Here is a 25,396-nt window from a genome sequence, read left to right on the forward strand (position 1 = left end):
ACTCCTTGTTAACGGCATAAACGCCAACGCCCGGATTGGCTTGCGCCAGTCCGGGTGAGGTCGTTATGCGGTCTAAATGGGAAAGAGGAATTACTGCAGCAGAGTGAGTGCCTGATTCAGCGCTTGGGATTTGAGTTGGGCGCCTTGACCAAACCAGGCGGAATCGAGCCGGTGGTCCTGACTACGAGCGCGGCGGTGGTGATCAACGTATTCGGTAACAGCATTGACCAGCCCCCAGGCGGTATTGCGGGAGCTGGCAAGCTCTGAGCCCATACCCGCGCCCTGATAGAGCTCATGCAGCCGTTGTACCGGCTTGGTGAGGATGATGTTCTCCTCATCCAGCGGTTGCGCCAACAGGTCGCTGAAAAAGCGCAGCGCCTCTTCGGGGGCGACTGGCCGCTGTGCCAGCGCCTTGGTCTGTGCCTTGAACTCATCCCAATGAGACAGCCCTAGCCCGAGCGACTCTTTGACGGTCGCCGCATCGAACTGAGTGGAGTGGGGCACCTTGATGGCACCGGTAGCGCCGCGCAGTGCCATCTGCAGGGTGTTGTTGCAGACCACTCGCAGCGAGGTGAACTGCGCCGTGGTGCAGAGCGTGCCGTCGCAGCTGGTTGCCAGCAGCAGATAGGACTTTACCAAGTCATTGCCTTTGAGTTTTAGATCCTGGCCGGTCTTAGCCAGTGCCCACAGCTTGCGGCCACCTTTGAGCGAGCCTGCTGTTTCCAGCTCAAAGCCACCGGCTTCCACCAGGTCTTGATAGAAGTGCAGCACCTCGTGAGGCTGTACCACGTTGTAGCGGCTTGAGACCACCGACAGGGGGGCGAGGGTATCGGAGCGATAAAGTACCTTGCTGTCGCTGTAGGGGCGGATATGCAGTGCATCGGAGGCGACGTTAAACATCACGTCGCTCTGCTCGATGGTCCAATCCATCCCGGCTGCCTGTAGCCAGATATCGAGAGATTGTTGCGGGGGCAAGACATTGCCAAGGCCATGCCAGGGCGTTTGACCGGTGTAGGCCATCGTATCGATCAGGTGAGCCATGAGAAATCTCCAATGAAAAAGGGACTGCACAGAGCAGTCCCTTGGGTAGGTTCATGGAGATAATATATATCTGAAATTAATTTAAATGAGACTTATTTGCCTTGTCGGATTTCTAGCTATGGAATGCGCGCTGTGGTACCCCGTGTGGTACCCCAGGCCAAAAACGACCAAGGGGTTGGCACCATGACGATGCCAACCCCTTGTTTTATATGGTGCTCCCGACTGGAGTCGAACCAGTGGCCTGTCCCTTAGGAGGGGACCGCTCTATCCTACTGAGCTACGGGAGCCTTGTGGCGGGCATTATACAAGAAGCCGCTCCCTTTTAAACCCTTGATTCTTATTCCAATACTGCCAAATCCCCGATTTGGATGTTAAATGGCGAATATTTGTTCCGAGTGCTGATGATTGCGCCGTCCTCGAATACCTGTACCACCTCGAACAGGCCGTCTGCCGGGTTGCGCATCATACGTGACTTGCCATAGGAGTCGATGAAGTCGGCGCGGTGCTGGATGCGAAACTGATCCCCGAGCTTGACGCCGTTGCGCCGACCCAGATTGATGTGTGGGCCACGCTCGTTCTGGCCTATCACTCGGGCTGTGACCGGGGCGCAGTTGAGCTGGGCCACCAGATCCTGTACCGCCTCTTGCAACTGATAATTGACCTCCTGGCCATAGCTGGACTGCCAGAACTGGCCGCCTCTGGTGCCTATCTGATCCCGCTTGCCGAAGGTCCAGTTGGCGCGGCCCTGATACTCCTTGCGACTGAGCAGGCTGCCGCTGATGCCGTCGAACAGGTAGAGCTGCATGCGAAAGTTACGGATGGGGTCTTCGTACCAGCGTGTCAGTTGGCCGCCCTGCGGCTCAATGGAGAGGTCATCTATGCTGCCGAGCACCAGATACTGGCTGTCGGTGATAAGGCTCAGGGCCTTGATCTCCTCAAGGGGGCTGCGATCACCCTGTTGCAGGTGGAGCGGGTCTATGCGCAGATTTTCGTCCAGCCATTGGCGCGCGGCTACCCCTTGCGGCGCGTTGGCCAGTGCCTCGAACATGCGACGGGACAGGCTGGCTGGCATGTCGTCGAGGGCACCGTAGCTCGCCTGGTCCGGGTAGCGAAGCCGCAGCCTGACCAGTGTCAAATTCTTGGCGTAGTGCTGGGTCTGGCAGATCTGGCGTTCGGCTTGGATATCGGCCTGTAGCGTGATGTACATGCGGCCGTTGCGCACCTCTTCCCGCTTGAGCCGGTACTGGCGGATGTCGCCGCCGGAACGGATCTGGATCTGTTCGGAGCGAAGGCTGCCGTTCTCCAGACGCTGGGTGCTGGAGACAGCGGCGCCGCTCGCCAGCAGGGCCTGGCGCAGGGCATCGCGGGTGGCTTGCTCGCGGGCATAGACCTCGTCGCCCCCCAGGATGGCGGCACTGCCCTGGGCTTCGATAAGCTCTGCCCGGACCGACAGGCTAGCCAGCAGCAGGGTTAACAGCAGCGGTAATTTCATGACAAACACCTTGAATATGCGGGTCGGGGCTTTCACCCCTGTCGAAGTGATGGCGCCGGCCGATACAGACCACAGAACCGTGCCAGTTGCACAGCACACTGCAAATAATTAGCAAGATCCATGCCTCATTCCCGACTCAAGCTTTGGCCCGCTGAACCGATAACGAATCAGGTGCAGATACAGGAAAGGTATCCATGAACAAACTCATCACGGCGTTGGCCCTCGTGCTGGCGCTGACCAGCTGTGGTTCCGACCCCATCAACCGGAATATAGGTGACCCTCGCCAGGCCATTCATGGGATGGAGCTCAATTGGCTGGTGGCGCGCATGACCGATCAGCTGATGGAGCGCAAGTCGCTCACGACCCTGACCGAGCCGATTGCCGTCGCTTCCTTCGTCGATCTCGATACCCTGCAGGACACCAACTGGATGGGGCAGCAGATCGGGGAAAGTTTTATCCACGAGCTGAACCGGCGTGGGGAAGTCGTGGTGGATTTCAAGATGACCGGCAGCATCAGGGTGACCCCGCAGGGTGACTTCGTGATGAGCCGCAACCATCGGGATCTCGCCCCCCGGCTGCCCATCTCCCGCGTCCTGACCGGTACTTTCAGCCGCAACAGCAATGGGGTCCTGGTCAACGCCCGTATTATCGACATGCGTACCAAGATGGTGGAGACCACGGCCCAGAGCCTGATCCCGCCACAATTTCTGTCCGGTGCCAACAACTCTTTCGGGCGGGCATCGATTAATCGCGGTTTTCTGATCCGTGACAGTCAGGCTAGACCGGGCGGTCATCTGGTCAACCTGACACCTTAAGGAGCGAGTCATGAAGATCTTGTTTGGTTGCCTGCTGGCACTCTTGCTCACCGGTTGCAGTGGTAACCGGGTAGTGGATTACACCCAGGGTGGCAGGCCCGATGATTTTCCGGTGCTCAAGGCGGTGGGGTATGCGGTGATCGACATTCAGCCCGGCCCCTCCCAGTCGGAGAAGATGCTGCAGGCGATCCGCGCTTCCAAGATGGATGCCTATCGCGAGCTGGCTGAACAGCTCAATGGCCAGCAAGTGCGGGGCCAGAGCAGCTACAAGGACCTGACCCAGGTCTCCAACTCGCTGGATGTGTCTGTGGCCGGCATGGTGCGTGGTGCCCGGGTGGTGGCCTCCTATCCCCGAGGCAATACCTATGCCACCGAGATGGAGCTCGATACCCGAGCCCTCTACAACATCAACCAGTTGATGGCCGGTCAGTTCTGACGGCGAGGCAGAAAAACAAAAGGCGAACATGATGTTCGCCTTTTTTGTTGGCAAAAATGGTCAGTTGCCCATGAGTACCGGCGGCACAGTCGTCGGCTTGACGTCTTCGCTCGGGTAGCAGCCCAGCACCTTTATGTAGCGGGTGATCTTGGTCAGCTCCATCAGCGCGACCTGCATGGCCGGGGTCTGCAGGTTGGCGGAAACATCCAGATAGAACATCTCCTCCCAGGGGTTGCCCTGTACCGGTCTGGATTCCAGCTTGGTCATGTTGATCTCGTTGTTGCGCAGCACCAGCAGCGCCTCCACCAGGGAGCCGGGCTTCTGTGAGGTGGACATGATGAGGGTGGTCTTGGCCGGAATTTGTGGCGCCACGTCGATGGGCTTGCGTGCCACTACGATGAAGCGGCTGTAGTTCTCTTTCTGGTTGGCGAGCTGCTCGGCCAGCACGTCCAGTCCGTACAGCTCACCGCCAGCCGCGCTGCCAATTGCCGCCGCTTCCGGGCTTGCCAGCTCCCTGACCTTCATCATGGCGCTGGAGGAGGAGTCGCAGATCTCGTGGCGTGCCCCTTCCAGCTTGCTCAGGTAGTGGGAACACTGCTGGAACACCTGGGGGTGGGCGTAGAAGGTCTTGATGCGGCCAAGCTCGGTTGGTACTGCGGTGAGAATGCAGTGCTCTATGGGGTAGGTCAGCTCACCGACGATGGAGAGGCTGGTGTGCTGCATCACGTCATACACCTCGTTGATGGAGCCCGAGCTGGTGTTCTCTATGGGCAGCACGCCAAAGGCGGCGCGACCCGATTCCACCGTATCCAGCACCTCGCGAAAGTTCTGGCAGTTCACCTCTATCACCTGATCCTTGTAGCGGGCCAGATACTTGCGGGCGGCCAGGCTAGAGTAGGAACCGCGCGGCCCCAGATAGGCGACGCTGGTCATGGGTTCCTGCTGTTCCGGGTTGAGCAGGCTCTGCAAATAGGCCTGCTGGGAGAGCACGGAATCTTCGATGATGGTGTGATAGATGCGGGTGATGTAGTGAGCATCCAGCCCCAGCAGTCGGCCCTGCTGGATCAGGGCGACCAGCAGGTCCTGCTCGCGCTGGGTGTCGCGGATGGGACGTGGATTGGCCTGCTTGGCACGGGCAACCTCTATGCTGAGGGTCTTGCGCTTGGCCAGCAGGGCAAGCAGCTCCTGATCCAACCGGGTGATGTCTTGTCTGATCTCGTCGAGCGTAGCCATGGTGGTTCCCTATCCAAATAATCGAGTGTGGTAGCTGCAAAAAAAAGCCTCCGCTAGGGGAGGCTCGATTCGTCTTTGCTTTCTGTTCATGCGACGACAGGGCCTTCCCTCATGTGGGCCGGATAAACGAGAAAGCAAAGAAGAATGGTGCGTGCATGGGTCTTGTCCTGAAAATATCGTCATAACCATTAAGGGATTTGGGCGTGGGATGCAAGTAAAACTTGCCCGTGGGAGGCGAACGGGGCAGGGTATTTGCGTGTGCCGACGGGGCCATTCAAGCGTCATGTTGCGGCGGTTGGCTCAGCGGCAGAGGTATCATGAGGAGGTAACAATGGCGATTATTTTTGATCTGGGACGGGTGGTGGTGAGCTGGGATCCGGTGGGCATAGTGAGCTCAGTGCGAGGGCCGGACGATGCTGAGGCGCTGGCGGAGCGGCTGTTCAACCACTCGGACTGGCTGGAGGTGGACCGGGGCACGCTGTCGCTGCACACCATGGCCCGTCAGGCGCAGGAGCGCACCGGCTTGCCTGCGGCACAGAATCTTGCCATTTTGCAGGCGGTGCCCGCATCGCTCTTGCCGGATCCCGCTATGCTGACCCTGATAGCCGAGTTGCATGGCGCAGGCCATACGCTCTATGCGCTCTCCAACATGGGTCATGCCAGCATCGACTGGCTGGAGCAGCAGCCGTTCTGGCGCTTCTTCAGCGGCAAGGTGGTCTCGGCGCGGGTGCGGATGATGAAACCGGAGCCGGATATTTATCGCTATCTGCTGGTGTCGTTTGACCTGAAGGCCGACGAGTGCCTGTTTATTGATGACAGCCCCGCCAACGTGGCAGCCGCGCAGGCGCTGGGGATCGGGGGGCTGGTGTTTACCGATGCGCCCAGCTGCCGTCAGCAGCTGCTATCGCTGGGCTATCTGCCCGGTTGAGCCAACAGTCAGGAATGCTCAAGGAGACGTTATGGAGCATGGCCGGTTTCGCAATTGGTTGAGTCACTATCCGGATGCCGGCTTGCTGATCGCCTGCCTGGATGGCAGCGGTTACCAGCTCTGTGTCGAGGTCGACGGCGAGATGCTGTGTCTCACCGACAGCGAGGGGGGCAGGCTGACGTTTGGCTCCCTGGAGCAGGCGGAGGGCTTTTTGCGGGCGCATCAGGTGCATCAGGCGAAACTGCGAATTTATGATGCGCAACAGGATGAAAATGAAGGGAATTGGCAGGAGATGATCATTAAATTCTGATTTCCCCTGCTCTTTTAAGGGTTTATTCAGGATTGTTACGGCACAATGGCGACCAATTTATCATCCGGTGTTGTCATTATGGATGCCAATATAGTTGTGCTGAATCGAGGATACGATCAGACCTTTCAGGCCAGGGAGCAGCTGCTTGTCGAGACCCTGGCCAGCTACGGCGAACTGGTGGTCTCCTTCTCTGGCCGACTGGAATCCTGCTACAGCATGGATTTGTGCCGTGCCAGCGGGGTCCGGGTCAGGGCCGTCACCCTGGACAGCCCGACCCGCAGCCGCAAGGAGGTGGCGCGGGCCAAACGCTACTGTCAGCGCTATGACATAGAGCAGAGGATCATCAAGACCGACGAGATGATCTTCTGCGATCACCTGCGTCACCTCAACGAGGTGATAGATCCGGTACGCTACATCTGTCATCTCACCGCGCGGGAAACCGACTGGAGTCATCTGCCCATGCTGCTGCCCGCCCCGGTCGAGGAGTTGCAGGAGTATTTGCGCCGCTTCGGTAGCCTGCCGGCCAACACCCTCTGGCTGTTTGCCAAGCAAGGTATGACCCACAGGGACGTTCGTTACGGCTTCAACAAACGACAGCTGGGGCGCTGGGGCAAGAGTGCCCACGGCTGCCTGAGCCGTCGTTTCTCGGATCCCGAACTGGTGGACAAGCGCCATCTGCGCATGGTGGACATGGCGGAGCAGATGCTGGCCGACATGGGGCTGGAGGAGGCGCAGGTGTTCTTTCATACCCTCTCCGATCAGGCGACCACCCTGGCACGGGTACGCGTACCGCAGCGGCTGCGTGCCCAGGTATTCGACTTGCAACCGGATATCCTCAATGCCCTCAAGAGCACAGCGTTCGATCTGGTGACGCTGGACATGGTGCTGGAGGAGGAGCGGCAGGGGCTGGCCGGCTGAGGCTGGCCGCAGCGGGCAAGAACGTGAGTCGGGTCATAGGCAAGTTGTGGCCGACTCTTTATACTGACGCCCTTTTCCATCGACGCCGAGCCACAGTCCTATGAAACCTTTGTCCCGCTTGCTGGTTGCCCTTTGTCTGTCACCCTTGCTGGCACAGGCTGCCCCCCTGACCCAGGTCACCCTGCCCGATGGCCGCCAGGTGCAGCTCAACGATGACTTCACCTGGGAATATCTGCTGATAAAGCCGACGGCGAGCGGTGATGTGGTCACGGGTACGGTGGCAGTCCCCGTGCTGACCGAGCAGGCGATGACCAATCCGGATCTGCTGGCCCAGGCGGTCAAGGACGGGATCGGCGTCAAGCTCGACAAGATTGAGGGCTCGGATCCCCTGTCGCTGCAATTCATGGTGAGCAACACGGGCAGCCGCAGCGTGGTGCGGGTGCGCGGCAGTGTCACCCTGTTCAGCGAGCAGGGTGCCCAGCTGGCCAGGCAGGAGGCCCGTTTCTGGGTGGGCGAGAACCGCCTGCCGGAGTCTTATCTGCGCAAGGGTCAGCAGCGTCCCTCCCTGGTGATCGAAATGCCGCGCCCGGCCGGTCTGACTGGCCAACCCCTGGTGCGAGTCGAGATTGAGGAAGTGGAATTCCGCTAAGCCCTCGCCACCCCGATGCCTTTTGCCAAACAGGTTCCATGACTGAGCCTGTTTGGGCTCAATTGTTAATTCGGTAACCGCCAGCAACAGTTGCTTACATCTGACATGATTTAGCAACAGCTTGCCGCTCGGTATTCTCCCGCCTGCTCGGCACAATGGCTCCATTCCAGCTAGGTCTCAACTAGCTCAACACGTGGAGTCATCAAAATGAAAAAAGTTGCACTTTCTGTTCTGGTTCTGGCCGGTTTCGCTTCTACTTCCGCTCTGGCACAGGATGCCTTCAGCTATGCCAAGGGCGGCGTGACCTGGGCACACACCAAGTCCGATCACATCGGCGGAAAAGACAGCAACCACCGCGATTTCGGTGGCCTGAATCTGGATCTCTCCAAGAGCTTCGGTTCCAACTTCTATGGCCGTCTGGGCAGCGAATACACCTCCCGCAATGATGGCAACGACAGCATGGGCCTCTCCAGCCTGGGTCTGGGTGTCTACACCCCGCTCAGCACCGGTCTGAACCTGTACGGTGAAGCGGGTCTGATGGGTTACAGCATGGAGCGCGAAGTGGCTGCCAACGTGAACAACACTGGCTGGGACAACATCAACCGCAAGAACAGCGGCAGCATGTACGGTGAAGTGGGCCTGCGCTATGACATTGGCGCCGTCGAGCTCTCCACCGGCTACCGTTACGCCAACATGACCGACGACATGCAGGACTTCAAAGTGGGCGCCGCCTACAAGGTGAGCCAGAACCTGGCCCTCACTGCCGACTACACCTATCGCAACTGGGATCTGCAAAAAGGTTCCATCTCCAGCCTGGGTGTGAAGTACAGCTTCTGATCTTCCCTCCCGTAGTGTCTTGATTGCTTGCCCATGACGTCTGTCATGGGCTTTTTCATTTCTGGTGATCCTGTTTTTGCCCTTGTGCCGTATCAGTCCGCAATAGTTATACAACTTTCTTTTCTTTGTATAACTGCTATAACTGAACTCAGGCTTATACAAGGAGCGTCAACATGTACAAGATTAAAGTCGGTATCAGTGCCTGCCTGTTGGGACAGGAAGTACGGTTCGACGGGGGCCACAAGCGCTCCAGCTTTTGCGAACGGGATCTTGGCGCTCACTTCGATTATCACCCCGTCTGTCCCGAGATGGCCATCGGCCTGGGGGCGCCGCGCGCCGCCATCCGCCTGGTCAAGCGCCATGGCGAGATCCGCGCCGAGGCGAGCAACGGGAGCTTCGATGTCACCGAGCAACTGATCGCCTTCAGCGAGCAGAAGGCTCGTCAGCTCGACTTTATCTCGGGCTACATCCTCTGCGCCAAGTCCCCCAGCTGCGGCATGGAGCGGGTACGCATCTATGGCGCCAACAACGAGGGGAGTGCCAAGGAGGGGACTGGCCTGTTTGCCAAGGCGTTGATGGAGGCTAACCCCCTGTTACCAGTGGAAGAAGATGGCCGCTTGTGTGATCCCATTTTGCGAGAAAACTTCGTGTTGCGGGTCTTCGCCTACCATGACTGGCAGCAGCTCTGCGCCCAGGGGCTCAGTGCCGCGGCGCTCATCCGCTTTCACTCCCGTTACAAGTATCTGGTGCTCTCCCATGCCACCACCCACTACCGCATCCTTGGCAAGCTTCTGGGCAACCTCGGTAAGGCCAACCTGCAGCAGGTCGCCGACAGTTACATCAAAGGATTGATGGCGGCCCTGACCCTGCGGGCCAATCGCCGCAGCCACACCAATGTACTGATGCACCTGCAGGGTTACTTCAAGCGGGTACTGACCCCGTCCCAGAAGCAGGAGCTGGCCGACACCATAGACAAGTACCGCACCGGTATCTTCCCCTTGCTGGTGCCGTTGACCCTGATCCGCCACTACCTGCGGGAATACCCCAATCCTTATCTGGCGCAGCAGGTCTATCTCAATCCGCACCCCGATACGCTCAAGCTGCGTTACGGGCTCTGATCCCGCTTTGTTGCCCCGGCGCGCTGTGTGCACCGGGGCGATCCACCCCTCTGTTTGATGGACGTAGTTATGTCTGATTTACCGCACGAAGTTGCTCCTTTGCCAGATGTGGGGATTTACCCCATTCGTGATGTCTCCCGCCTCACCGGCGTCAATGCCGTGACCCTGCGTGCCTGGCAGCGCCGCTACGGGCTGGTGCAGCCGGCCCGCACCGAGAAGGGGCATCGCCTCTACAGCGAGCAGGATATCCGCCAGATAGGCGAGATCCAGCGCTGGCTGGAGCGGGGGGTGAGCATAGGTCAGGTCAAGGGATTGCTGAACGAACCCCAATCCCAGCTGGTGAGCGATCACTGGCAGCAGACCCTGGAGCAGCTATGCCAGTCGGTGCTTGGCCTCAACCAGCGCAAGGTGGAGGCGCAACTGAATGACCTGCTGGCGAGCTACCCGTTCGAGCTGGTGCGCAGCCGGGTGTTGCAACCCCTGGTGGGGCAGTTGCTCGGCCTGTGGCGCGAGCGGCCCGATGGCGAGCTGCTGCAACAGGTGTGGCTGGGCTGGCTTCATACCCGCTTCGCTCGCCACCTCATCGAACAAGAGAAGGGACGCCCGGTTACCCTCGCAAGCTGGGGTCAGGTCGGCCCCCTCGATCTGGTCTGGTCTGCCTATGAGCTGATCGGCCAGGGTTATGAGGTGCAGCTGCTGGGGGCCGTCGAGCCACGCCACTTTGCCCTGCTGGAGGGGCGGGCGGCCACGCCCTGGTTGCTGCTGCTGGGGGCCGGGCTTGGCAAGCCGGATATGGCCACTGGCTGGCCGGCGGGCACTCTCATGTTTGGCGAGCTGGGCCGCCTCTATGACGCGGATTGGTTGGCGGCCCATGGTTGGCAGCCCACTCTGGCTGAAGTCAGTTTGGACAAACCGGCAGCCCGTGGCGGTGCCGTGCGCGGGAGTAAGACCCCATGAAGCTGGTCTGGTTTCGCAATGACTTGCGCCTCGCCGACAATCCGGCTTTGCGACATGCTTGCGCCGAGACGGGGGAGGTGGCCGCCCTGTTTGTCATCTCCCCGACCCAGTGGCGGCAACACAAGATGGCCGCCATCCGTCAGCGCTTTATCTTGGCGCAGGTCGATGCGCTGGGCCGCGAGCTGGCGGCGCTTGGCATCCAGCTTCATCTGCTGCGGGTCGAGATCTTTGCCGAGCTGCCCGCGGCGCTGGCGGCCCTGACCCGGGAGCTCGGTGTCACTCATATCTACGCCAATCAGGCCATCGAGCTCGACGAACTGCGCCGTGACAGCGGCGTCGGTGCCGCGCTGGCAGAGCAGGAGATGAGTTGCCACTGGTTCAACGGCTGCTGCGTGCTGCCCCCGGGGCGGGTGCTGACAGGCGCAGGGGAGATGTTCAAGGTGTTCACTCCCTTCAGCCGAGCCTGGTTCAAGGCGCTGGAGGAGGATGGCTTCGTCATTCACAGAGCCCCTGCGCCACGGGGCGAGCCGCTGCCGTGGCAACCGCTGGTCGAAAGGGCATGTGTCGATGCTGAGCTGGGCGACGTGTCGCCGGATCCGCACTGGCCAGTGGGGGAGGCCGAGGCCCAGCGCCGTCTGCACGATTTTCTGGAACGGGCGGTGCTTGACTATGGGGAGACCCGGGACTTTCCGGCGCAGGCGGGCACCTCCATTCTCTCGCCTTATCTGGCCGCGGGCATCATAAGCCCGCGCCAGTGCGTAGGGGCGCTGCAGCAGCGGCTCGGTTACCGACCCCAATCCAAGGCGCAGCCCGGTTTCGTCTGGCTCAACGAGCTTGTCTGGCGCGAGTTCTATCGCCACCTGCTGGTGCTGGTGCCGACCCTCTCCATGAATCTGCCGTTCAAACCCGAGACCGCGGCCTTGCCCTGGGGTTGGGATCCGGAAGCCTTGGCCGCCTGGTGCGAGGGGCGGACCGGCTATCCCATCGTCGATGCGGCCATGCGCTGCCTCAACGCCACCGGCTGGATGCACAACCGGTTGCGGATGATAGTGGCGAGCTTCCTGACCAAGGATCTGCACATCCACTGGCGGCTCGGGGAGGATTATTTCATGAGCCAGCTCATTGACGGGGATCTGGCGGCCAACAACGGCGGCTGGCAGTGGGCGGCGGGAACGGGTGCCGATGCAGCCCCCTACTTTCGGGTGTTCAATCCCACCACTCAGGGGCAACGATTTGATCCACAAGGAGACTTTATTCGTACCTGGGTAACTGAACTGGCCGATGTCCCTGTCGCCTATGTGCACCAGCCCCATGACTGGTTGCGACTCAAAGGAGGATGGGGATATCCTGCCCCTATGGTGGATCATGCCCTTGCCCGGGTAAAAGCCATCGAGATGTTTCGCCACCTGGAGAAATAGGATGAACGCGCCGCTGGCCCGCTTTATTGCCCTTTACCAGCAACTGGACAAGCAGCAGTTGTATCGCTTGCCGGAAGTTTATGCCGAGCAGGTGATCTTCATCGATCCGGCCCACCGTATCGAGGGGCTGACGGCGCTCACCGACTATTTTGCGGCCCTCTATCAGCGCCTCGCCGACTGCCGCTTCGAGATAACCAGCCAGCAGCAACAGGGTCGCGAGGCCTGGATAAGCTGGGTCATGACCCTCTCTCACCCAAGACTGGCTGCTGGTCAGCCGGTGCGGGTTGAGGGGGCCACCCACCTTGAGTTCGACGCCGCAGACAAGGTGTGTCTGCATCGCGACTACTTCGATCTCGGCGCCATGCTTTACGAGCAGTTGCCGCTGCTTGGGCCCGTGGTGCGTACCATCAAGGGGAGGCTGGGGACATGAGCAGATGTGTGTTGATCACCGGCGCCAGTTCCGGGCTGGGTCGCCAGCTGGCGCTCGATTATAGGCAGGCGGGCTGGCAGGTGTGGGGTTGCGGTCGTGATAGCGAGCGGTTGGCACAGTTGGCCCGGGACGGTATTACCCCCTTGCAGTTCGATGCACGGGATGCGGCGGCCATGGCAGAGGTGGCTGCCAGCCTGCCGCCGCTGGATCTGTTGATCCTCAATGCCGGCAGCTGCGAATACATGGATGTGGCGGACGGCTTTGACGGTGAGCTGTTTGCCAGGGTGATCGAGACCAATCTCATCGCTACCGGCCACGCGCTTGCCGCTTTTCTGCCGCTGCTTGGCGAGGGGGCGCGGCTCGCCATCGTCAGCTCGTCGGTGAGCTGGTTGCCACTGCCAAGGGCGGAAGCCTATGGCGCCTCCAAGGCGGCCCTCGACTATCTGGCCGATACCTTGCGTCTCGATCTCAAGGCCAGGGGAATCGCGGTGACCCTGATCCGCCCCGGCTTTGTACAGACCCCGCTCACTGCGAAAAATGATTTTCCCATGCCCTGTCTGGTGACGGTGGAGGAGGCCTCTCGCACCATCCTGACCGGACTGGCCGCCGGTCGTCATCAGATCCACTTTCCCCGCCGCTTCATCTGGTTGTTGCGCCTGCTTGGCGCCCTGCCGGTGGGACTCTGGCTGCGGCTTGGCAGCACGCTTGTTTCGAAAGGACGCCATTCATGAAGAAAAAGATTGCCATCGTCGGCTCAGGTATCTCCGGGCTTACCGCCGGTTTTCTGCTCCACAAGTGCCACGACATCACATTGTTTGAGGCGGCCCCCACCCTGGGTGGCCACACCGCCACCGTCGATGTCAGCCTGGCCGGTCGCAGCTATGCCATCGACACCGGTTTTATCGTGTTCAATGATCGCACCTACCCCCATTTCCTCACATTGCTGGAGCGGATCGGCGTGGCACGCCAGGACGCCGAGATGAGTTTTTCGGTGAAGAGCCCGGAGGGGCTCGAGTACAACGGTCACAATCTTGACACCCTGTTTGCCCAGCGCAGCAATCTGCTGAGCCCGCGTTTTTACCGCTTCGTCGCCGAGATCCTGCGTTTTAACCGGGAAGCGCGCGCCTGGCTGGCTGATAGTCAACGGCAACAAGAGAGCTCTGAGCTGACGCTCGGGGATTTCTTGCAGGTGGGGGATTTCAGTGACTACTTCGCCCGCCACTACATTCTGCCCATGGGGGCGGCCATCTGGTCATCCACCCTGGCGGACATGCGCGCCTTTCCCCTTGGCTTTTTCCTGCGTTTTTTTGCCAATCACGGCTTGCTCGATGTGGCCAACCGTCCCCAGTGGTACGTGATCCCGGGCGGCTCGCGGGAGTACATAGGCCCGCTCACGGCTGGCTGGCAGCCGCAGATCCGCCTCGCTTGCCCGGTACAGGGGATCCGGCGGCTGACCGAGGGGGTGCTGATCCAGAGCAGCTATGGCGAGGAGCAGTTTGACGAGGTGATCCTCGCCTGCCACAGCGATCAGGCGCTGGCCCTGCTTACCGATGCGAGCGAGCGGGAGCAGGCGATTCTGGGCGACATGGCCTATCAGGCCAACGATGTCTGGCTCCATACCGATGCCAGCTGTCTGCCCACTCGTCGCAAAGCCTGGGCCAGCTGGAACTATCAGCTGGACGGGGACGACGAGGCTCGGCCGCTGGTGAGCTACAACATGAACATATTGCAGGGGGTGAACTCGCCAGCGCCCTTCTGCGTCAGCCTCAATCCCAAGGGCAAGGTGGACGAGAGCAAGGTGCTGCGCCGCTTTGTTTATCACCATCCGGTGTTCAATCAGGCATCCATTCTGGCACAGCAGGCGCGGTTGGAGATCTGTGGTCAGCAGCACACCCATTTCTGCGGCGCCTACTGGTACAACGGCTTTCACGAAGACGGGGTGCGCAGCGCGCTGGACGTCGCCAGACGCTTCGGGGCCGAGCTATGAGTACTGTCGCCATGGCTCAGACAGTCAGCGCCATCTGGCAAGGTTCGGTGCGCCATCGCCGCTTTGCACCCAGGGCACACGCTTTTTCCTACAGCCTCTTCATGCTGGGGCTGGATCTGGACGAGCTGACACAGCTTAATCAAGGGCGCTGGTTTGGGGTGGAGCGGGCAGGCTTGCTCTCTTTTCACCGCAAGGACTATCTCAAAGGCAGCGAGGGAAGCCTCAAGCAAGCGGTGTGGGAGAAGGTGACCGAGCTTGGTGGGGCTGCAGAGCCGGACGGGCGCGTGCTACTGCTCGGCAATGTACGCTGCCTGGGCTTCTATTTCAGCCCGGTCAATTTCTACTTCTGCTACCGGCACGGGGATGCGCGTTACCTGCTGGCAGAGGTCTCCAACACCCCCTGGAACGAGCGCCACTACTACCTGCTGGATCTGGCGGCGCTGGCGCCCCATGACAAGGATTTTCACGTCTCTCCCTTTATGGGGTTGGCCATGCGCTACCACTGGCGCATTCGCCCACCGGAGCAGGAGACACTGATCCATATCGAGAGTCATCCCCAGTCTGGCGAGGCCAAGCTGTTTGACGCCACCCTGGCGCTGAGCCGCGAGCCGCTGTCGCGCAAGGGGTTGGTGGCGCTGCTCACCCGCTGGCCCTGGATGACCCTGAAGGTGCTGCTTGGTATCTACTGGCAGGCCTTGCGTCTTTTTATCAAACGAACACCTATCTTCAGCCATCCGGAGACGCGCTAATGGAGCAGATACAATCCACTTCCGCAGCCTCAATGTGCTATCCGGCGGCCAGCTCTATTCATGACTCAGATTCAATTCAAACGCTCTGCCACTTATTCTTCAGCCATCCGGAGACTCACTAATGGAACTGGTGCAATCAACAAGCTCTGCCTCTTTCATCGACAAAGGCGCAAGGCAACTACTGCTAGCCCTGCTGGGGCGCCTCGAGCAGGGTCAGTTGCTGCTGCGAGACGGCAGCGATCGTCATAGTTTCGGGGTGGCGGGTACTGACCTGCACGCCGAAGTGGTGGTAAAGGATCCGGCCTTCTATCGCCGCTTGTTGTTGGGGGGCAGCATAGCCGCTGGCGAGACCTGGGTGGAGGGGCTTTGGACCAGCCCGGATCCGGTGGCGCTGGTGCGGTTGCTGGCACGCAATATGACACTGCTCGATAGCCTGGAGCGGCGGCTTAGTTGGCTGAGTTTCCCCTTCAACAAGGCGCGCCACTGGCTCAATCGCAATACCCTGACAGGTTCACGATCCAACATCGCCGCCCACTACGATCTGGGTAATACCCTATATCAGGGTTTTCTCGACAGCCATATGCAGTATTCGAGCGCCATCTATCCGGGGACTGAGTCCACTCTGGAGGAGGCACAAGAGGCCAAGCTGCGCACCATCTGCGAGCGCCTGGAGCTGAGGCCGGACGATCACCTGCTGGAGATAGGCACTGGCTGGGGCGGGCTGGCCATTTATGCGGCACGTCACTATGGCTGCCGGGTGACCACGACGACCATCTCCCAGGCTCAGCATGACTACGCTCGCGAGTGGATCGAGCGGGAGGGACTCGGAGATCGGATTACCTTGCTGCTGGAGGATTATCGCAAACTGGAGGGGACCTTCGACAAGCTGGTCTCCATCGAGATGATAGAGGCGGTGGGTCACGCCTTCCTGCCCGATTACTTCCGCCAGTTGTCACGGCTGCTCAAACCCGGTGGCCGCCTGCTGATCCAGGCCATCACCATTGCCGATCAGCGCCACGCCCAATATCTGCGCAGTGTCGACTTCATCCAGCGTTACATCTTCCCGGGCGGCTGCCTGCCGAGTGTCTCCCAGATGGCGGGGCTGATTGCCCGCGAGACCGACATGCAGTTGGTGCGGCTGCACGATCACGGTCATCACTATGCCCGCACCCTGGCGCATTGGTGCGAGCGCTTTCTGGCGCTGGCCCCCGAGCTGCCCAAGCTGGGTTACAGCCAGGATTTCATCCGGTTGTGGCACTTCTACTTTGCCTATTGCGAAGGAGGCTTCTGGGAGCGGGCCATCAGCCTGGTCCAGCTGGAAGCAGCCAAGCCGGGGCCCCTCGGCTGGTCGGGGGATCTGCCAATGAGCGGTCACTGACCATGTGGCAGTGGGCTCATCTGCTAGGGTTCAACCTCTACTGGCTGCTGGCGGTGAAATGGCAGCAGCCGGGCCCGCTGCTGTTGATGCTGTTGCTCCACTTCCTCTTTTCCCCCAGCCGCAGGCGCGATCTGCGGTTATTGCCAGTGGCCCTGGCCGGCTGTCTGCTCGATGGCCTGCTCTGGCAGCTCGGATTGTTTCAATTTTCGGTCGGTTTCCCCCTCTGGCTAGCACTGCTGTGGCTGGGATTTGCCTTGAGCCTCAGCCATGGATTGCGCTGGTTGCGCCCCTTGCCCCGCTGGCAGCAGGGGCTGTTTGGCATTGCGGGTGGTGCTTCCTCCTATGTGGCGGGAGCGGCCATGGGCGCAGTACACTTACCTTGGGGCATCTGGATCAGCACAGCACTATTGGCGGTGATCTGGATGTGGTGGTTACCCGTACTCCTGTGGGGAACGGTCAAACTGGAGGGTGAATCAAGATGAACACCTTTTCGACCGACACCTTGTTGTTTTCCAAGTGGACCAAAGAGAGCCAGCACGAGCTGACAGAGCGTTACTATCTGGTGGTTGCCTGCCAGCGTGATGCCCAGGGGCGACTGGCCCGTGTGGTGATGCAGGATATCAATACCTTGCTGGAACAGGAGATGGATTGGCATGAACTGGAAGATCCCGCGAATTGGCACATGGGGTGGAATTAGCCTGCTGATCGTGGCCTTGAGCAGCCCGCCCACACTGGCCAAAGAGGCCCCTTCCCCCCCCTGGCAGCAGCTGCGAGCCGTGGGGCAGGGGGAGATGAGCTGGCTCTGGTTCAAGCTCTATGACGCCACCCTCTACAGCCAAAGTGGCCGCTATGAACCGGGCAACTATCCACAGGCATTGACCCTCACCTACGCCAGAGATATCGAACGGAGCGATTTGCTTACCGCCACCGCCGAGGAGTGGCAGCGACTCGATCTCGGCAGCGATGTCGATCGCCAGCGCTGGATCGGGCAGCTGGCAGTACTCTGGCCCGATGTGGGGGCGGGAGACAGGCTTACCTTCTATGTGGATGAAGCCGGGGTTGGCCACTTCTGGTGGCACGATCAGCCGCTCGGCACCCTTGCTGATCCCCAATTTTCAGCGGCCTTTTTGGCCATCTGGCTCGCCGACAATAGTCGCGATCCCACGCTCACCCGCCGTTTGCGCGGTCAACTCTGATGCTGGAGCAATTCATGGTTTTATTTCGTGTTTTTCGTTGTCTACTCCTGCTGCCACTTTTGGTGCTGGCGGGTTGTGGCAGCAGCCTGGATGACTATCGCGGTCAGGGGCCGAGCTGGGATCTCGCCCGCTTCTTCAACGGCAAATTGGTGGCTCATGGCCTGGTGACCGACCGCAGCGGCGAAGTGACCAGTCGCTTCCGGGTAGAGATGCAAGGGCATTGGCAGGATGGCAAGGGTGAGCTGTTCGAGCAGTTCTATTTCGATGATGGTCGGCAACAGACCCGCACCTGGTTCCTGAACAAAGGGGCAGATGGCCACTGGCACGGCACGGCATCCGACGTAGTGGGGGAGGCGGTAGGCAAAACCCAGGGCTTTGCCTTCAACTGGCGCTATCAACTCGATCTGGCCCTGCCGGACGGGGAGGTGGTGCGGGTGAGCTTCGATGACTGGATGTATCTGCTGGATGAAGATCGCTTGATCAATCGGGCCGACATCAGCAAGTTCGGCATTCATCTGGGCGAGGTGATCCTCTACATAGAGCGGCTCCCGGAGTGAGTCATACCAGATCATCCGCTGGGGGCACTTGGCGATAGTCGCTCGCTATTAATCAGTTAGGCAGTAACTATTACCTTTTGAGTCTTAAGGGAGCTAATCTGGCTCAGTCGTCAAATCTGGAGGTGAAACATGAAAAGTCCGATTGGTCTTGATACCGTTCAATCACAAGCCCTGGCCGCCGAGCTGAACAAATTGCTGGCCAGCTACCAGATCCTCTACATGAACGTCCGTGGCTTCCACTGGAATATCCGCGGCAACCAGTTCTTCGAACTGCACCTGAAATTTGAAGAGATCTATAACGATCTGCTGCTGAAGGTTGACGCCTTGGCCGAGCGGATCCTCACTCTGGATGGTGTGCCCATGCACAGCTTCAGCGACTACCTGACAGTTTCTGCCATCCCGGAGAAGAAGGGGCTGCATGACGGTCGTGCCTGTGTCGAATCCCTGCTTGAGAGCTTCCGCGAGCTGCTGGTCGCCCAGCGTCTGATCCTGGGACAAGCCGCCGAGGCCGGTGACGAGGGGACGGCCTCCATCCTCTCTGACTATGTGCAGCAGCAGGAAAAACTGGTCTGGATGCTGCGCGCCTATCTGGCCTGACCCTTTGTTGCAGAGAGTTTTGTTGTAAACCAGCGTTGTATCTTCTTTTATCCACCCGCTGCCGCCCTGTTTGGGCGGCTTTTTTGTTTTTGATCTGCATCACCAAAAACTTAATTGGCAAAATGAATGCCTATTAAGTTTTTGGTGAGGGGCATAGAATCGCCACAAAACAAGCAACTGAAATATCAAATTAGGAGAGGCATGATGTTTTGTGTGCAATGTGAACAGACAATTCGTACCCCGGCAGGCAATGGTTGTGCGTATGCACGAGGCATGTGCGGCAAGACGGCCGAAACCTCGGATCTGCAGGATGTGCTGATCTATGCGCTGCAGGGCCTCAGCGCCTGGGCGCTGGCCGCCCGCGAGCACGGTGTCATCGACAATGAGATCGATGCCTTCGTGCCCAAGGCCTTCTTCGCGACCCTCACCAACGTCAACTTCGATTCCGCCCGCATCGTTGCCTATGTCAACCAGGCGCTGGCTCATCGTCAGCAGCTGGCCGACCGTCTGGTTGCATTGGCGGTACAGGTCACCGGCTTGCCCGAGGCCGCCAGCTTCGAGCCGGGTGACGAGCTGCTCGCCCAGCTGGCCCATGCGCCGCAAACCGCAGTCAATCGTGGCAAGCGCGAGGTGCACGAAGACATCATGGGGCTGCGTCTGCTCTGCCTCTACGGCCTCAAGGGCGCTGCCGCCTACATGGAACATGCCCGGGTGCTGGGTCAGCAGGATAGCGAGGTGGCTGCCGAGTTCCATCGCATCATGAGTTGGCTCAGCACGGACCCGAGCGAGCTGGATCCCCTGTTCAACTGCGCCATGGAGATTGGTCAGCTCAACTTCAAAATTATGGAGATGCTGGATCTGGGCGAAACCAGCGCCTTCGGCCACCCGGAACCGACCCAAGTCAGGGTCACTCCGATCCCGGGCAAGTGCATTCTGGTCTCCGGCCACGACATGATGGATCTCAAGCTGATCCTGGATCAGACCAAAGGGACCGGCATCCATGTCTACACCCATGGCGAGATGCTGCCGGCGCTGGCCTATCCCTTCTTCAAGCAGTATCCCCATCTGGTGGGCAACTACGGCTCTGCTTGGCAGAACCAGCAGAAGGAGTTTGCCAACTTCCCCGGTGCCGTGGTGATGACCTCCAACTGCATCATAGATCCCAACGTGGGCGACTATAGCGATCGCATCTTCACCCGCTCCATCGTCGGCTGGCCGGGCGTGACTCACCTCGAAGGGGACGATTTCTCCGCCGTGGTGGCGAAGGCACTGGCGCTGGACGGTTTCAAACACACAGAGCTCGAGCACTTCATCACCATCGGCTTCGCCCGTAATGCCCTGATGCAGGCGGCGCCTGCGGTGATCGACAAGGTGAAAGCGGGTGAAATCAGCCACTTCTTCCTGGTGGGCGGTTGTGACGGCGACAAGGCCGAGCGTGCCTACTTCACCGAGTTTGCCAAAGCCACCCCCAAAGACAGCCTGCTGCTCACCCTGGGCTGCGGCAAGTACAAGTTCAACAAGCTTGATTTTGGCAACATAGGCGGCATTCCCCGTCTGCTGGACGTGGGTCAGTGCAACGATGCCTACTCTGCCATCCAGCTGGCACTGGCGCTCTCCGAGGCGTTCGAGTGTGGCGTCAATGACCTGCCATTGACCCTGGTGCTCTCCTGGTTCGAACAGAAGGCCATCGTCATTCTGCTTACCCTGCTGGCGCTCGGGGTGAAAGACATTCGCACCGGCCCGACCGCACCGGCCTTCCTGACGCCTGCCCTGCTCAAGGTGCTGGAGGAGCAGTTTGGCTTGAAAGGGACCACCACGGCCGAAGCAGATCTCGCCGAGATCCTGGCCGCCTGAATCCGGTGATACCGCAGGCCGTGCCGGCCTGACCATCCCGGCAGGTTGTAAGCCTTTGGCGAGCCTGATGGCTCGCCTTTTTTCAAAGAGCCGTGTCGCAAAAGCATGTGTTCAAAACGAGGAGCTTTGTGATGACCTCCACCTCTCTCACCCTGCGCTGCATCGATCATCGCGCCGACACCCATGATGTGGTGAGCTGGCAGTTCGCGCATGTTACTGCCGTCAGCGGCTATTTCTGGCTGACCCTCAACAAGAGCGGCAAGAAGGTGAAGATACTGCCGGGGCAGACCCTGCTGGTGGCGCTGGCGAGACCATGATGGCCGCCAGCCGCGCCGGAGTGTGTGGTGCCTGTCGCTGTACCACGACCGGCGAGATCCAGCGGCAGAGTCTGGTGAACCTGACTCCTCAGGATATTGAGCGCGGGGTGGCGCTGGCCTGCTCCTGCACCGCCAGGGGGGATGTCAGCTTCGACTATTGAGGGCTCCATGAGTATCTCGCCCTTTTCCCGTTGTGACTGGGCGGGTACACTCAGCCGAGTTTCACTAGAACACGGGATAAAAAATGACAATATTGGTCACGGGCGGCGCCGGTTACATCGGCTCCCATACCCTGGTTGAGCTGCTCAATGCCGGGCAGCAGGTCGTGGTGCTGGACAACCTCTCCAACGCCTCCCCCGAGTCGCTAAAGCGGGTCGAACGGATCACCGGCAAGCCGGTCACCTTCGTCGAAGGCGATGTGCTGGACAGAGCCTGCCTGCAGCAGCTGTTTGCCGCCCACAAGATTGAATCCGTGATCCACTTTGCCGGGCTCAAGGCGGTGGGGGAGTCGAGCCAGATCCCGCTTACCTACTACCAGAACAACATCACAGGCACTTTGGTGTTGTGCGAGGAGATGGCGAAGGCGGGCGTGTTCCGGTTGGTGTTCAGCTCCTCCGCTACTGTGTATGGAGATCCGGCCTCTGTGCCGCTGCGGGAAGATTTTCCCACCAGCGCGACCAACCCCTATGGTCGTTCCAAGCTGATGGTGGAAGAGATACTGCGTGACGTGTCCAAATCCGATCCGCGCTGGGCCATCGTATTGCTGCGCTACTTCAATCCGGTTGGCGCCCACGAGAGCGGCCTCATCGGTGAAGATCCCAACGGTATCCCCAACAACCTGCTGCCGTATATCAGCCAGGTTGGCGTCGGCAAGCTCAAGGAGCTGGGGGTGTTTGGCAACGACTATCCGACCCCGGATGGCACTGGCGTGCGTGACTACATCCACGTGGTTGATCTCGCCTTCGGTCATCTCAAGGCGCTGGCCCGCATCGCTGCCGATAGCGGTGTGTTCACCTACAACCTGGGTACCGGCCAAGGCTATTCCGTACTGCAGATGATCACGGCGTTCGAGGCGGCCAGCGGTCGCACCATTGCGTACCAGATCAAACCGCGTCGCCCCGGTGACATAGCCGAGTGTTGGGCCGAGCCGCACAAGGCTCGTGACGAGCTGGGCTGGCAGGCGGAGCGCGGGCTCGAGCAGATGATGATCGATACCTGGCGCTGGCAAAGCCAGAACCCGAACGGCTATGCTCCTACTGCGAAGCCGTGATCAAGGATCATGCGCTGCCCGGGATCCTCATTTATTCATATAAACTCCGGTCCCTGCGCTGCTCTTCGCCTTGCTGACAGCTCCTCGCGACGGCCCATCAGGGCTGAGGGGCTGAAGCCTGAATAGCAAAACGCCCCGGCATCGTAATGCCGGGGCGTTTTTTTATGTGCGAAAGGCTGGGTTACTGAATGCTCTTGCCCGCGCGCACATCCTTGATGAAGCCTTTCAGGCTCGCCAGATCGCGAGGGGCGCCACGCAATATCTGGTCGCCTATGATGAAGGCCGGTGTGCCGGAGATGCTCATGGCTTCGGCCAGCGCCCGGTTGGTGCCGAGGTTCTGATCTATGCTGCCATCCTTGATCTTGGCCTCGACCTTGCTCCAGTTCACCCCGGCAGCTTCTGCCAGCTGCTTCACCTGGGCTTCATCGGACAGCGGACCCTGATGGGTGTACAGCTTCTCATGGAAGGCCTGGTATTTGTCAGGCTGACCCAGTTGTACCGCCAGCGCAGCACGGGCGGCGAAGTAGGAGGTCTCGCTCAGGATGGGGAACTGCTTGTAGATGTAGCGGATATCTTTGTCTTCACTCAGCAGTTGCTTGATCAGCGGATGGGCGCGCTTGCAGTAACCACAGTTGTAATCGAAGAATTCGACCACGGTCAGGCTGCCCTTGGGATTCCCGCTCTCGGGATCTTTATTGGCATAGAGCTGCTTGGCATGCGCCTGGATCAGGCTCTTGTCGTTGGCCGCCTGCTGGCTCTCCTGCTTGGCGCGCAGGGCATTGGACATCTCGACCAGGATCTCCGGATTCTTGACCAGATAATCGCGCACGATTTGCTCGACATCGCTCTTGGTCAGCTCACTTGCCTGAACCGGAGCAGCAAGCAGGGTGGCGCCAGTCAGGGCGCAAAGCAGGGCATGTTTGATTCTCATAAGTCCATCTTGCTGGGAGTTTCGTGATGGCCACTATAGTGGGTGAGTCTATTTTCAAGTCAAGTTATCTGGTTGAAAAAGCGCTGATAATGCCCCGTTAGTCGACTTTATGGGTCATTTAGACCAATAAATCAGCAAACGCACCGCGAGGGGATTTACAAGCCGGATCGCCATGGGTAATATTCGCCGCACTGTCGCGGAGGGGTGGCAGAGCGGCTGAATGCACCGGTCTTGAAAACCGGCGATGGGCGACCATCCGTGGGTTCAAATCCCACCTCCTCCGCCATTTATTCAGCCAAAAAGGCCATCCGAAAGGATGGCCTTTTTGCTATGTGTCCTATGTACTGCGGACTTTCAACGGTACTTTCATGCAGGTATATTTGAATTTACAGGATAAACCGTGGGCAATCTCCGATTTTGTGACAGGTCCAAGTGTGCCATCCGTTGACGCTTGTTAACATGCGGCATGTTTCCATGTTTGGCCACACGACCTTGTGCACGATACTCATACCGTAGAAATGAATACCCTGCATGCGCAGGATCTCATCGCCCAGTTCGAAACGGCTGCTGATCAGCGCACCATAGTGAGCCTGTTGCGTGAGCTGACCGCGCGCATGGGGTTCGACTATTTTCGCCTTGCCCTGATCTTTCCCAGTACCATCCAGCGTCCGGACGTCATCATCTTCAACGGTTGCCCGCAATCCTGGGTAGATACCTACACGGCCAGCGGTTTCTTTGCTATTGATCCCATCGTCAAATGCGGCATGACCCAGAGCACCCCCATTCTGTGGGCCGATGTGGTACGCGATAACGAGAGTTGTGATGAACAGGGCCGGGAGCTGATGCAACTGGCCAGCGAATTTGGCATTCGCGATGGCGTGACGTTTCCCTGGCACGGAGCCAACGGTCATGTGGGCCTGCTCTCCTTTATCACCAGCACACCTCTTACTAAGCAGCAGTGGCTCTATGCGGTGCCTTTTCTCAGTTGGCTCTCCATGCATATATTCGAGGCGGTAGCCCGGGTCTGTCTGGCCGGTCTGTCGCCCCAGGATGTGCTGAGTCTGCGGGAACTGGAGGTTTGCCAGTGGGCGGCAGAGGGGAAGCAGGTGAGCGATATTGCCCAGATATTGGGCATTACCCCTAGAACGGTGACCTTTCACCTGGAGCGTATTGCCGAGAAGCTGGGAGCCAGCAATAAAAGCCAGGCGATATCCTGGGCGCTCAAGCAGGGGCTGGTGAGGCTCAATATCGATGCTGCGTTAGTGGGGAATGTGGATGAGGGTGGTCAATAATTCTGTCTTGTGCAACAAGTTGCGCAGCATGTGGAATTTAATGCTATTAGTGTAACTTTTGCTGGCGTAATGGACTATCTGGCGCAACATCTTGCTGTTGGCTGGGGCTGTGTCGTGGTGTTTTTTATTAAAGTATTGATAATTAAAGGATAAATAAATTGGCACGGTCACTGCTAAGGGTTTGGTCGAGTGCTAGCTCATTTAACCCACCTATTTAGGAGCATACCCATGCCAACTCCATGTTATATCAGCATCGAAGGTAAAACCCAGGGCAACATCACCGCTGGTGCCTTCACCTCCGACTCCGTCGGCAACATCTTCGTACAAGGTCACGAAGACGAGATGCTGGTACAAGAGTTTCAGCACGTTGTCACCGTGCCGACTGACCCGCAATCCGGTCAGCCTGCTGGTCAGCGTGTCCACAAGCCGTTCAAGTTTACCGTTGCGCTGAACAAAGCCGTGCCGCTGATGTACAACTCCCTGGCCTCCGGCGAGATGCTGCCGAAAGTGACCCTGAAGTGGTACCGCACCTCTGTGGAAGGCAAGCAGGAGCACTTCTTCTCTACCGTGCTGACCGATGCCACCATCGTTGACATCGACTGCCAGATGCCGCACTGCCAAGACCCGGCGAAATCCGACTTCACCCAGCTTATCCAGGTCTCTCTGGCTTACCGCAAGATTGACTG

The 25,396-nt window shown here is 59.4% G+C and carries 28 protein-coding genes, 2 tRNA genes, 1 pseudogene and 1 other annotated feature; of the genes and pseudogenes, 26 read left to right on the top strand and 5 right to left on the bottom strand.

Annotated elements, in window-relative coordinates; all coding sequences use genetic code 11:
- Nucleotides 1–90 precede the first annotated feature (90 nt).
- The 3 genes from BN1129_RS12910 to BN1129_RS12920 form a co-directional block, all read right to left on the bottom strand.
- Nucleotides 91–1,041, bottom strand: a complete 951-nt coding sequence (locus tag BN1129_RS12910; RefSeq protein WP_042037053.1) for a DUF932 domain-containing protein — start codon at nucleotides 1,039–1,041, stop codon at nucleotides 91–93.
- A gap of 210 nt (nucleotides 1,042–1,251) precedes the next feature.
- Nucleotides 1,252–1,328 (bottom strand) — tRNA-Arg (locus BN1129_RS12915).
- A gap of 50 nt (nucleotides 1,329–1,378) precedes the next feature.
- Nucleotides 1,379–2,533: a flagellar assembly protein FlgT gene (locus BN1129_RS12920; RefSeq protein ID WP_042037054.1), complete on the bottom strand. Its 1,155-nt coding sequence runs from the start codon at nucleotides 2,531–2,533 to the stop codon at nucleotides 1,379–1,381.
- 194 nt (nucleotides 2,534–2,727) lie between these two features.
- Here BN1129_RS12920 and BN1129_RS12925 point away from each other — a divergent pair, with 194 nt between their 5' ends.
- On the top strand, nucleotides 2,728–3,348 hold the full coding sequence (locus BN1129_RS12925; protein WP_042037056.1) for a FlgO family outer membrane protein: 621 nt from the start codon (nucleotides 2,728–2,730) through the stop codon (nucleotides 3,346–3,348).
- A 10-nt stretch (nucleotides 3,349–3,358) separates the two neighbouring features.
- On the top strand, nucleotides 3,359–3,784 hold the full coding sequence (locus BN1129_RS12930) for an LPP20 family lipoprotein (RefSeq protein WP_042037057.1): 426 nt from the start codon (nucleotides 3,359–3,361) through the stop codon (nucleotides 3,782–3,784).
- Between the two features lie 60 nt (nucleotides 3,785–3,844).
- On the opposite strand, the gene pheA is transcribed toward BN1129_RS12930, so the two are convergent.
- The gene (gene pheA / locus BN1129_RS12935; protein ID WP_042037058.1) at nucleotides 3,845–5,017 is read right to left on the bottom strand and encodes a prephenate dehydratase; all 1,173 of its coding nucleotides are present in this window, start codon (nucleotides 5,015–5,017) and stop codon (nucleotides 3,845–3,847) included.
- Between the two features lie 38 nt (nucleotides 5,018–5,055).
- Nucleotides 5,056–5,178 (bottom strand) — a sequence feature (Phe leader region).
- A 170-nt stretch (nucleotides 5,179–5,348) separates the two neighbouring features.
- Between pheA and BN1129_RS12940 the strand changes: the two genes are divergently transcribed.
- The 21 genes and pseudogenes from BN1129_RS12940 to galE all read left to right on the top strand — a co-directional run bounded on the left by BN1129_RS12940 (nucleotide 5,349) and on the right by galE (nucleotide 22,487).
- Nucleotides 5,349–5,945 (top strand): HAD family hydrolase, encoded by a 597-nt coding sequence (locus BN1129_RS12940; RefSeq protein ID WP_042037060.1) that lies wholly within the window; start codon nucleotides 5,349–5,351, stop codon nucleotides 5,943–5,945.
- A 31-nt stretch (nucleotides 5,946–5,976) separates the two neighbouring features.
- Nucleotides 5,977–6,255 (top strand): DUF6482 family protein, encoded by a 279-nt coding sequence (locus tag BN1129_RS12945; protein ID WP_042037062.1) that lies wholly within the window; start codon nucleotides 5,977–5,979, stop codon nucleotides 6,253–6,255.
- Nucleotides 6,256–6,300: 45 nt separating this feature from the next.
- Nucleotides 6,301–7,173, top strand: a complete 873-nt coding sequence (locus BN1129_RS12950) for an adenine nucleotide alpha-hydrolase family protein (RefSeq protein WP_042037064.1) — start codon at nucleotides 6,301–6,303, stop codon at nucleotides 7,171–7,173.
- A 100-nt stretch (nucleotides 7,174–7,273) separates the two neighbouring features.
- Complete coding sequence (locus tag BN1129_RS12955) at nucleotides 7,274–7,822, top strand: DUF3157 family protein (protein WP_042037066.1); 549 nt, start codon at nucleotides 7,274–7,276, stop codon at nucleotides 7,820–7,822.
- Between the two features lie 207 nt (nucleotides 7,823–8,029).
- Nucleotides 8,030–8,659, top strand: coding sequence for an outer membrane beta-barrel protein (locus BN1129_RS12960; protein ID WP_042037067.1), 630 nt, complete (start codon nucleotides 8,030–8,032; stop codon nucleotides 8,657–8,659).
- Nucleotides 8,660–8,832: 173 nt separating this feature from the next.
- Nucleotides 8,833–9,777 carry a YbgA family protein gene (locus BN1129_RS12965; protein ID WP_042037068.1) on the top strand — a complete coding sequence of 315 codons (945 nt, stop codon included), beginning with the start codon at nucleotides 8,833–8,835 and terminating at the stop codon, nucleotides 9,775–9,777.
- Nucleotides 9,778–9,846: 69 nt separating this feature from the next.
- The gene (locus BN1129_RS12970; RefSeq protein ID WP_042037069.1) at nucleotides 9,847–10,734 is read left to right on the top strand and encodes a MerR family transcriptional regulator; all 888 of its coding nucleotides are present in this window, start codon (nucleotides 9,847–9,849) and stop codon (nucleotides 10,732–10,734) included.
- The gene (gene phrB, locus BN1129_RS12975; RefSeq protein WP_042037070.1) at nucleotides 10,731–12,152 is read left to right on the top strand and encodes a deoxyribodipyrimidine photo-lyase; all 1,422 of its coding nucleotides are present in this window, start codon (nucleotides 10,731–10,733) and stop codon (nucleotides 12,150–12,152) included. Before BN1129_RS12970 ends, phrB begins: the two co-directional genes overlap by 4 nt.
- 1 nt (nucleotide 12,153) lies before the next feature.
- Nucleotides 12,154–12,582: a nuclear transport factor 2 family protein gene (locus BN1129_RS12980; protein ID WP_042037071.1), complete on the top strand. Its 429-nt coding sequence runs from the start codon at nucleotides 12,154–12,156 to the stop codon at nucleotides 12,580–12,582.
- Entirely contained in the window at nucleotides 12,579–13,313 is a 735-nt protein-coding gene (locus BN1129_RS12985; RefSeq protein ID WP_042037072.1) for an SDR family NAD(P)-dependent oxidoreductase, read from the top strand. Before BN1129_RS12980 ends, BN1129_RS12985 begins: the two co-directional genes overlap by 4 nt.
- Nucleotides 13,310–14,569, top strand: a complete 1,260-nt coding sequence (locus BN1129_RS12990; protein ID WP_042037074.1) for an NAD(P)/FAD-dependent oxidoreductase — start codon at nucleotides 13,310–13,312, stop codon at nucleotides 14,567–14,569. The genes BN1129_RS12985 and BN1129_RS12990 overlap by 4 nt, the downstream gene beginning before the upstream one ends.
- Entirely contained in the window at nucleotides 14,566–15,318 is a 753-nt protein-coding gene (locus tag BN1129_RS12995; RefSeq protein WP_042037077.1) for a DUF1365 domain-containing protein, read from the top strand. Before BN1129_RS12990 ends, BN1129_RS12995 begins: the two co-directional genes overlap by 4 nt.
- Nucleotides 15,319–15,439: 121 nt before the next feature.
- On the top strand, nucleotides 15,440–16,696 hold the full coding sequence (locus tag BN1129_RS13000; protein ID WP_042037078.1) for an SAM-dependent methyltransferase: 1,257 nt from the start codon (nucleotides 15,440–15,442) through the stop codon (nucleotides 16,694–16,696).
- Nucleotides 16,697–16,698: 2 nt separating this feature from the next.
- Nucleotides 16,699–17,178 carry a DUF2878 domain-containing protein gene (locus BN1129_RS13005; protein WP_042037080.1) on the top strand — a complete coding sequence of 160 codons (480 nt, stop codon included), beginning with the start codon at nucleotides 16,699–16,701 and terminating at the stop codon, nucleotides 17,176–17,178.
- Nucleotides 17,175–17,393 carry a TIGR02450 family Trp-rich protein gene (locus tag BN1129_RS13010; RefSeq protein WP_042037081.1) on the top strand — a complete coding sequence of 73 codons (219 nt, stop codon included), beginning with the start codon at nucleotides 17,175–17,177 and terminating at the stop codon, nucleotides 17,391–17,393. The genes BN1129_RS13005 and BN1129_RS13010 overlap by 4 nt, the downstream gene beginning before the upstream one ends.
- Complete coding sequence (locus tag BN1129_RS13015) at nucleotides 17,350–17,892, top strand: chalcone isomerase family protein (protein WP_042037082.1); 543 nt, start codon at nucleotides 17,350–17,352, stop codon at nucleotides 17,890–17,892. Before BN1129_RS13010 ends, BN1129_RS13015 begins: the two co-directional genes overlap by 44 nt.
- A 14-nt stretch (nucleotides 17,893–17,906) precedes the next feature.
- Nucleotides 17,907–18,449, top strand: a complete 543-nt coding sequence (locus tag BN1129_RS13020; RefSeq protein ID WP_167335279.1) for a DUF3833 domain-containing protein — start codon at nucleotides 17,907–17,909, stop codon at nucleotides 18,447–18,449.
- A gap of 129 nt (nucleotides 18,450–18,578) precedes the next feature.
- Nucleotides 18,579–19,046, top strand: a complete 468-nt coding sequence (locus BN1129_RS13025) for a Dps family protein (protein WP_042037084.1) — start codon at nucleotides 18,579–18,581, stop codon at nucleotides 19,044–19,046.
- A gap of 204 nt (nucleotides 19,047–19,250) precedes the next feature.
- Nucleotides 19,251–20,900, top strand: a complete 1,650-nt coding sequence (gene hcp / locus BN1129_RS13030) for a hydroxylamine reductase (RefSeq protein ID WP_042037092.1) — start codon at nucleotides 19,251–19,253, stop codon at nucleotides 20,898–20,900.
- A 206-nt stretch (nucleotides 20,901–21,106) separates the two neighbouring features.
- Nucleotides 21,107–21,378: pseudogene (locus BN1129_RS22595) on the top strand (2Fe-2S iron-sulfur cluster-binding protein); the annotation flags it as partial.
- A gap of 83 nt (nucleotides 21,379–21,461) precedes the next feature.
- Nucleotides 21,462–22,487: a UDP-glucose 4-epimerase GalE gene (gene galE / locus BN1129_RS13040; RefSeq protein ID WP_042037086.1), complete on the top strand. Its 1,026-nt coding sequence runs from the start codon at nucleotides 21,462–21,464 to the stop codon at nucleotides 22,485–22,487.
- 181 nt (nucleotides 22,488–22,668) lie between these two features.
- Here the strand turns inward: galE and BN1129_RS13045 are convergent, their stop codons facing one another.
- Nucleotides 22,669–23,418, bottom strand: coding sequence for a DsbA family protein (locus BN1129_RS13045; protein ID WP_042037087.1), 750 nt, complete (start codon nucleotides 23,416–23,418; stop codon nucleotides 22,669–22,671).
- A 198-nt stretch (nucleotides 23,419–23,616) separates the two neighbouring features.
- On the opposite strand from BN1129_RS13045, the gene BN1129_RS13050 reads away from it, so the two are divergent.
- The 3 genes from BN1129_RS13050 to hcp1 form a co-directional block, all read left to right on the top strand.
- Nucleotides 23,617–23,704 (top strand) — tRNA-Ser (locus BN1129_RS13050).
- A 232-nt stretch (nucleotides 23,705–23,936) separates the two neighbouring features.
- On the top strand, nucleotides 23,937–24,710 hold the full coding sequence (locus BN1129_RS13055) for a LuxR family transcriptional regulator (protein ID WP_042037088.1): 774 nt from the start codon (nucleotides 23,937–23,939) through the stop codon (nucleotides 24,708–24,710).
- 228 nt (nucleotides 24,711–24,938) lie between these two features.
- A partial coding sequence (hcp1, locus tag BN1129_RS13060) for a type VI secretion system effector Hcp1 (RefSeq protein ID WP_042037089.1) occupies nucleotides 24,939–25,396 on the top strand: 458 nt, incomplete at its 3' end.

The sequence above is a fragment of the Aeromonas popoffii genome (assembly GCF_000820025.1).
GTDB classification, from domain to species: Bacteria; Pseudomonadota; Gammaproteobacteria; order Enterobacterales; family Aeromonadaceae; genus Aeromonas; species Aeromonas popoffii.

Bases quoted from the DNA above. Each gene is read 5' to 3' on its own strand.
- BN1129_RS12910 (WP_042037053.1), bottom strand. From the start codon at position 1,041: ATGGCTCACCTGATCGATACGATGGCCTACACCGGTCAAACGCCCTGG.
- BN1129_RS12920 (WP_042037054.1), bottom strand. From the start codon at position 2,533: ATGAAATTACCGCTGCTGTTAACCCTGCTGCTGGCTAGCCTGTCGGTC.
- BN1129_RS12925 (WP_042037056.1), top strand. From the start codon at position 2,728: ATGAACAAACTCATCACGGCGTTGGCCCTCGTGCTGGCGCTGACCAGC.
- BN1129_RS12930 (WP_042037057.1), top strand. From the start codon at position 3,359: ATGAAGATCTTGTTTGGTTGCCTGCTGGCACTCTTGCTCACCGGTTGC.
- pheA (WP_042037058.1), bottom strand. From the start codon at position 5,017: ATGGCTACGCTCGACGAGATCAGACAAGACATCACCCGGTTGGATCAG.
- BN1129_RS12940 (WP_042037060.1), top strand. From the start codon at position 5,349: ATGGCGATTATTTTTGATCTGGGACGGGTGGTGGTGAGCTGGGATCCG.
- BN1129_RS12945 (WP_042037062.1), top strand. From the start codon at position 5,977: ATGGAGCATGGCCGGTTTCGCAATTGGTTGAGTCACTATCCGGATGCC.
- BN1129_RS12950 (WP_042037064.1), top strand. From the start codon at position 6,301: ATGGCGACCAATTTATCATCCGGTGTTGTCATTATGGATGCCAATATA.
- BN1129_RS12955 (WP_042037066.1), top strand. From the start codon at position 7,274: ATGAAACCTTTGTCCCGCTTGCTGGTTGCCCTTTGTCTGTCACCCTTG.
- BN1129_RS12960 (WP_042037067.1), top strand. From the start codon at position 8,030: ATGAAAAAAGTTGCACTTTCTGTTCTGGTTCTGGCCGGTTTCGCTTCT.
- BN1129_RS12965 (WP_042037068.1), top strand. From the start codon at position 8,833: ATGTACAAGATTAAAGTCGGTATCAGTGCCTGCCTGTTGGGACAGGAA.
- BN1129_RS12970 (WP_042037069.1), top strand. From the start codon at position 9,847: ATGTCTGATTTACCGCACGAAGTTGCTCCTTTGCCAGATGTGGGGATT.
- phrB (WP_042037070.1), top strand. From the start codon at position 10,731: ATGAAGCTGGTCTGGTTTCGCAATGACTTGCGCCTCGCCGACAATCCG.
- BN1129_RS12980 (WP_042037071.1), top strand. From the start codon at position 12,154: ATGAACGCGCCGCTGGCCCGCTTTATTGCCCTTTACCAGCAACTGGAC.
- BN1129_RS12985 (WP_042037072.1), top strand. From the start codon at position 12,579: ATGAGCAGATGTGTGTTGATCACCGGCGCCAGTTCCGGGCTGGGTCGC.
- BN1129_RS12990 (WP_042037074.1), top strand. From the start codon at position 13,310: ATGAAGAAAAAGATTGCCATCGTCGGCTCAGGTATCTCCGGGCTTACC.
- BN1129_RS12995 (WP_042037077.1), top strand. From the start codon at position 14,566: ATGAGTACTGTCGCCATGGCTCAGACAGTCAGCGCCATCTGGCAAGGT.
- BN1129_RS13000 (WP_042037078.1), top strand. From the start codon at position 15,440: ATGGAACTGGTGCAATCAACAAGCTCTGCCTCTTTCATCGACAAAGGC.
- BN1129_RS13005 (WP_042037080.1), top strand. From the start codon at position 16,699: ATGTGGCAGTGGGCTCATCTGCTAGGGTTCAACCTCTACTGGCTGCTG.
- BN1129_RS13010 (WP_042037081.1), top strand. From the start codon at position 17,175: ATGAACACCTTTTCGACCGACACCTTGTTGTTTTCCAAGTGGACCAAA.
- BN1129_RS13015 (WP_042037082.1), top strand. From the start codon at position 17,350: ATGAACTGGAAGATCCCGCGAATTGGCACATGGGGTGGAATTAGCCTG.
- BN1129_RS13020 (WP_167335279.1), top strand. From the start codon at position 17,907: ATGGTTTTATTTCGTGTTTTTCGTTGTCTACTCCTGCTGCCACTTTTG.
- BN1129_RS13025 (WP_042037084.1), top strand. From the start codon at position 18,579: ATGAAAAGTCCGATTGGTCTTGATACCGTTCAATCACAAGCCCTGGCC.
- hcp (WP_042037092.1), top strand. From the start codon at position 19,251: ATGTTTTGTGTGCAATGTGAACAGACAATTCGTACCCCGGCAGGCAAT.
- galE (WP_042037086.1), top strand. From the start codon at position 21,462: ATGACAATATTGGTCACGGGCGGCGCCGGTTACATCGGCTCCCATACC.
- BN1129_RS13045 (WP_042037087.1), bottom strand. From the start codon at position 23,418: ATGAGAATCAAACATGCCCTGCTTTGCGCCCTGACTGGCGCCACCCTG.
- BN1129_RS13055 (WP_042037088.1), top strand. From the start codon at position 23,937: ATGAATACCCTGCATGCGCAGGATCTCATCGCCCAGTTCGAAACGGCT.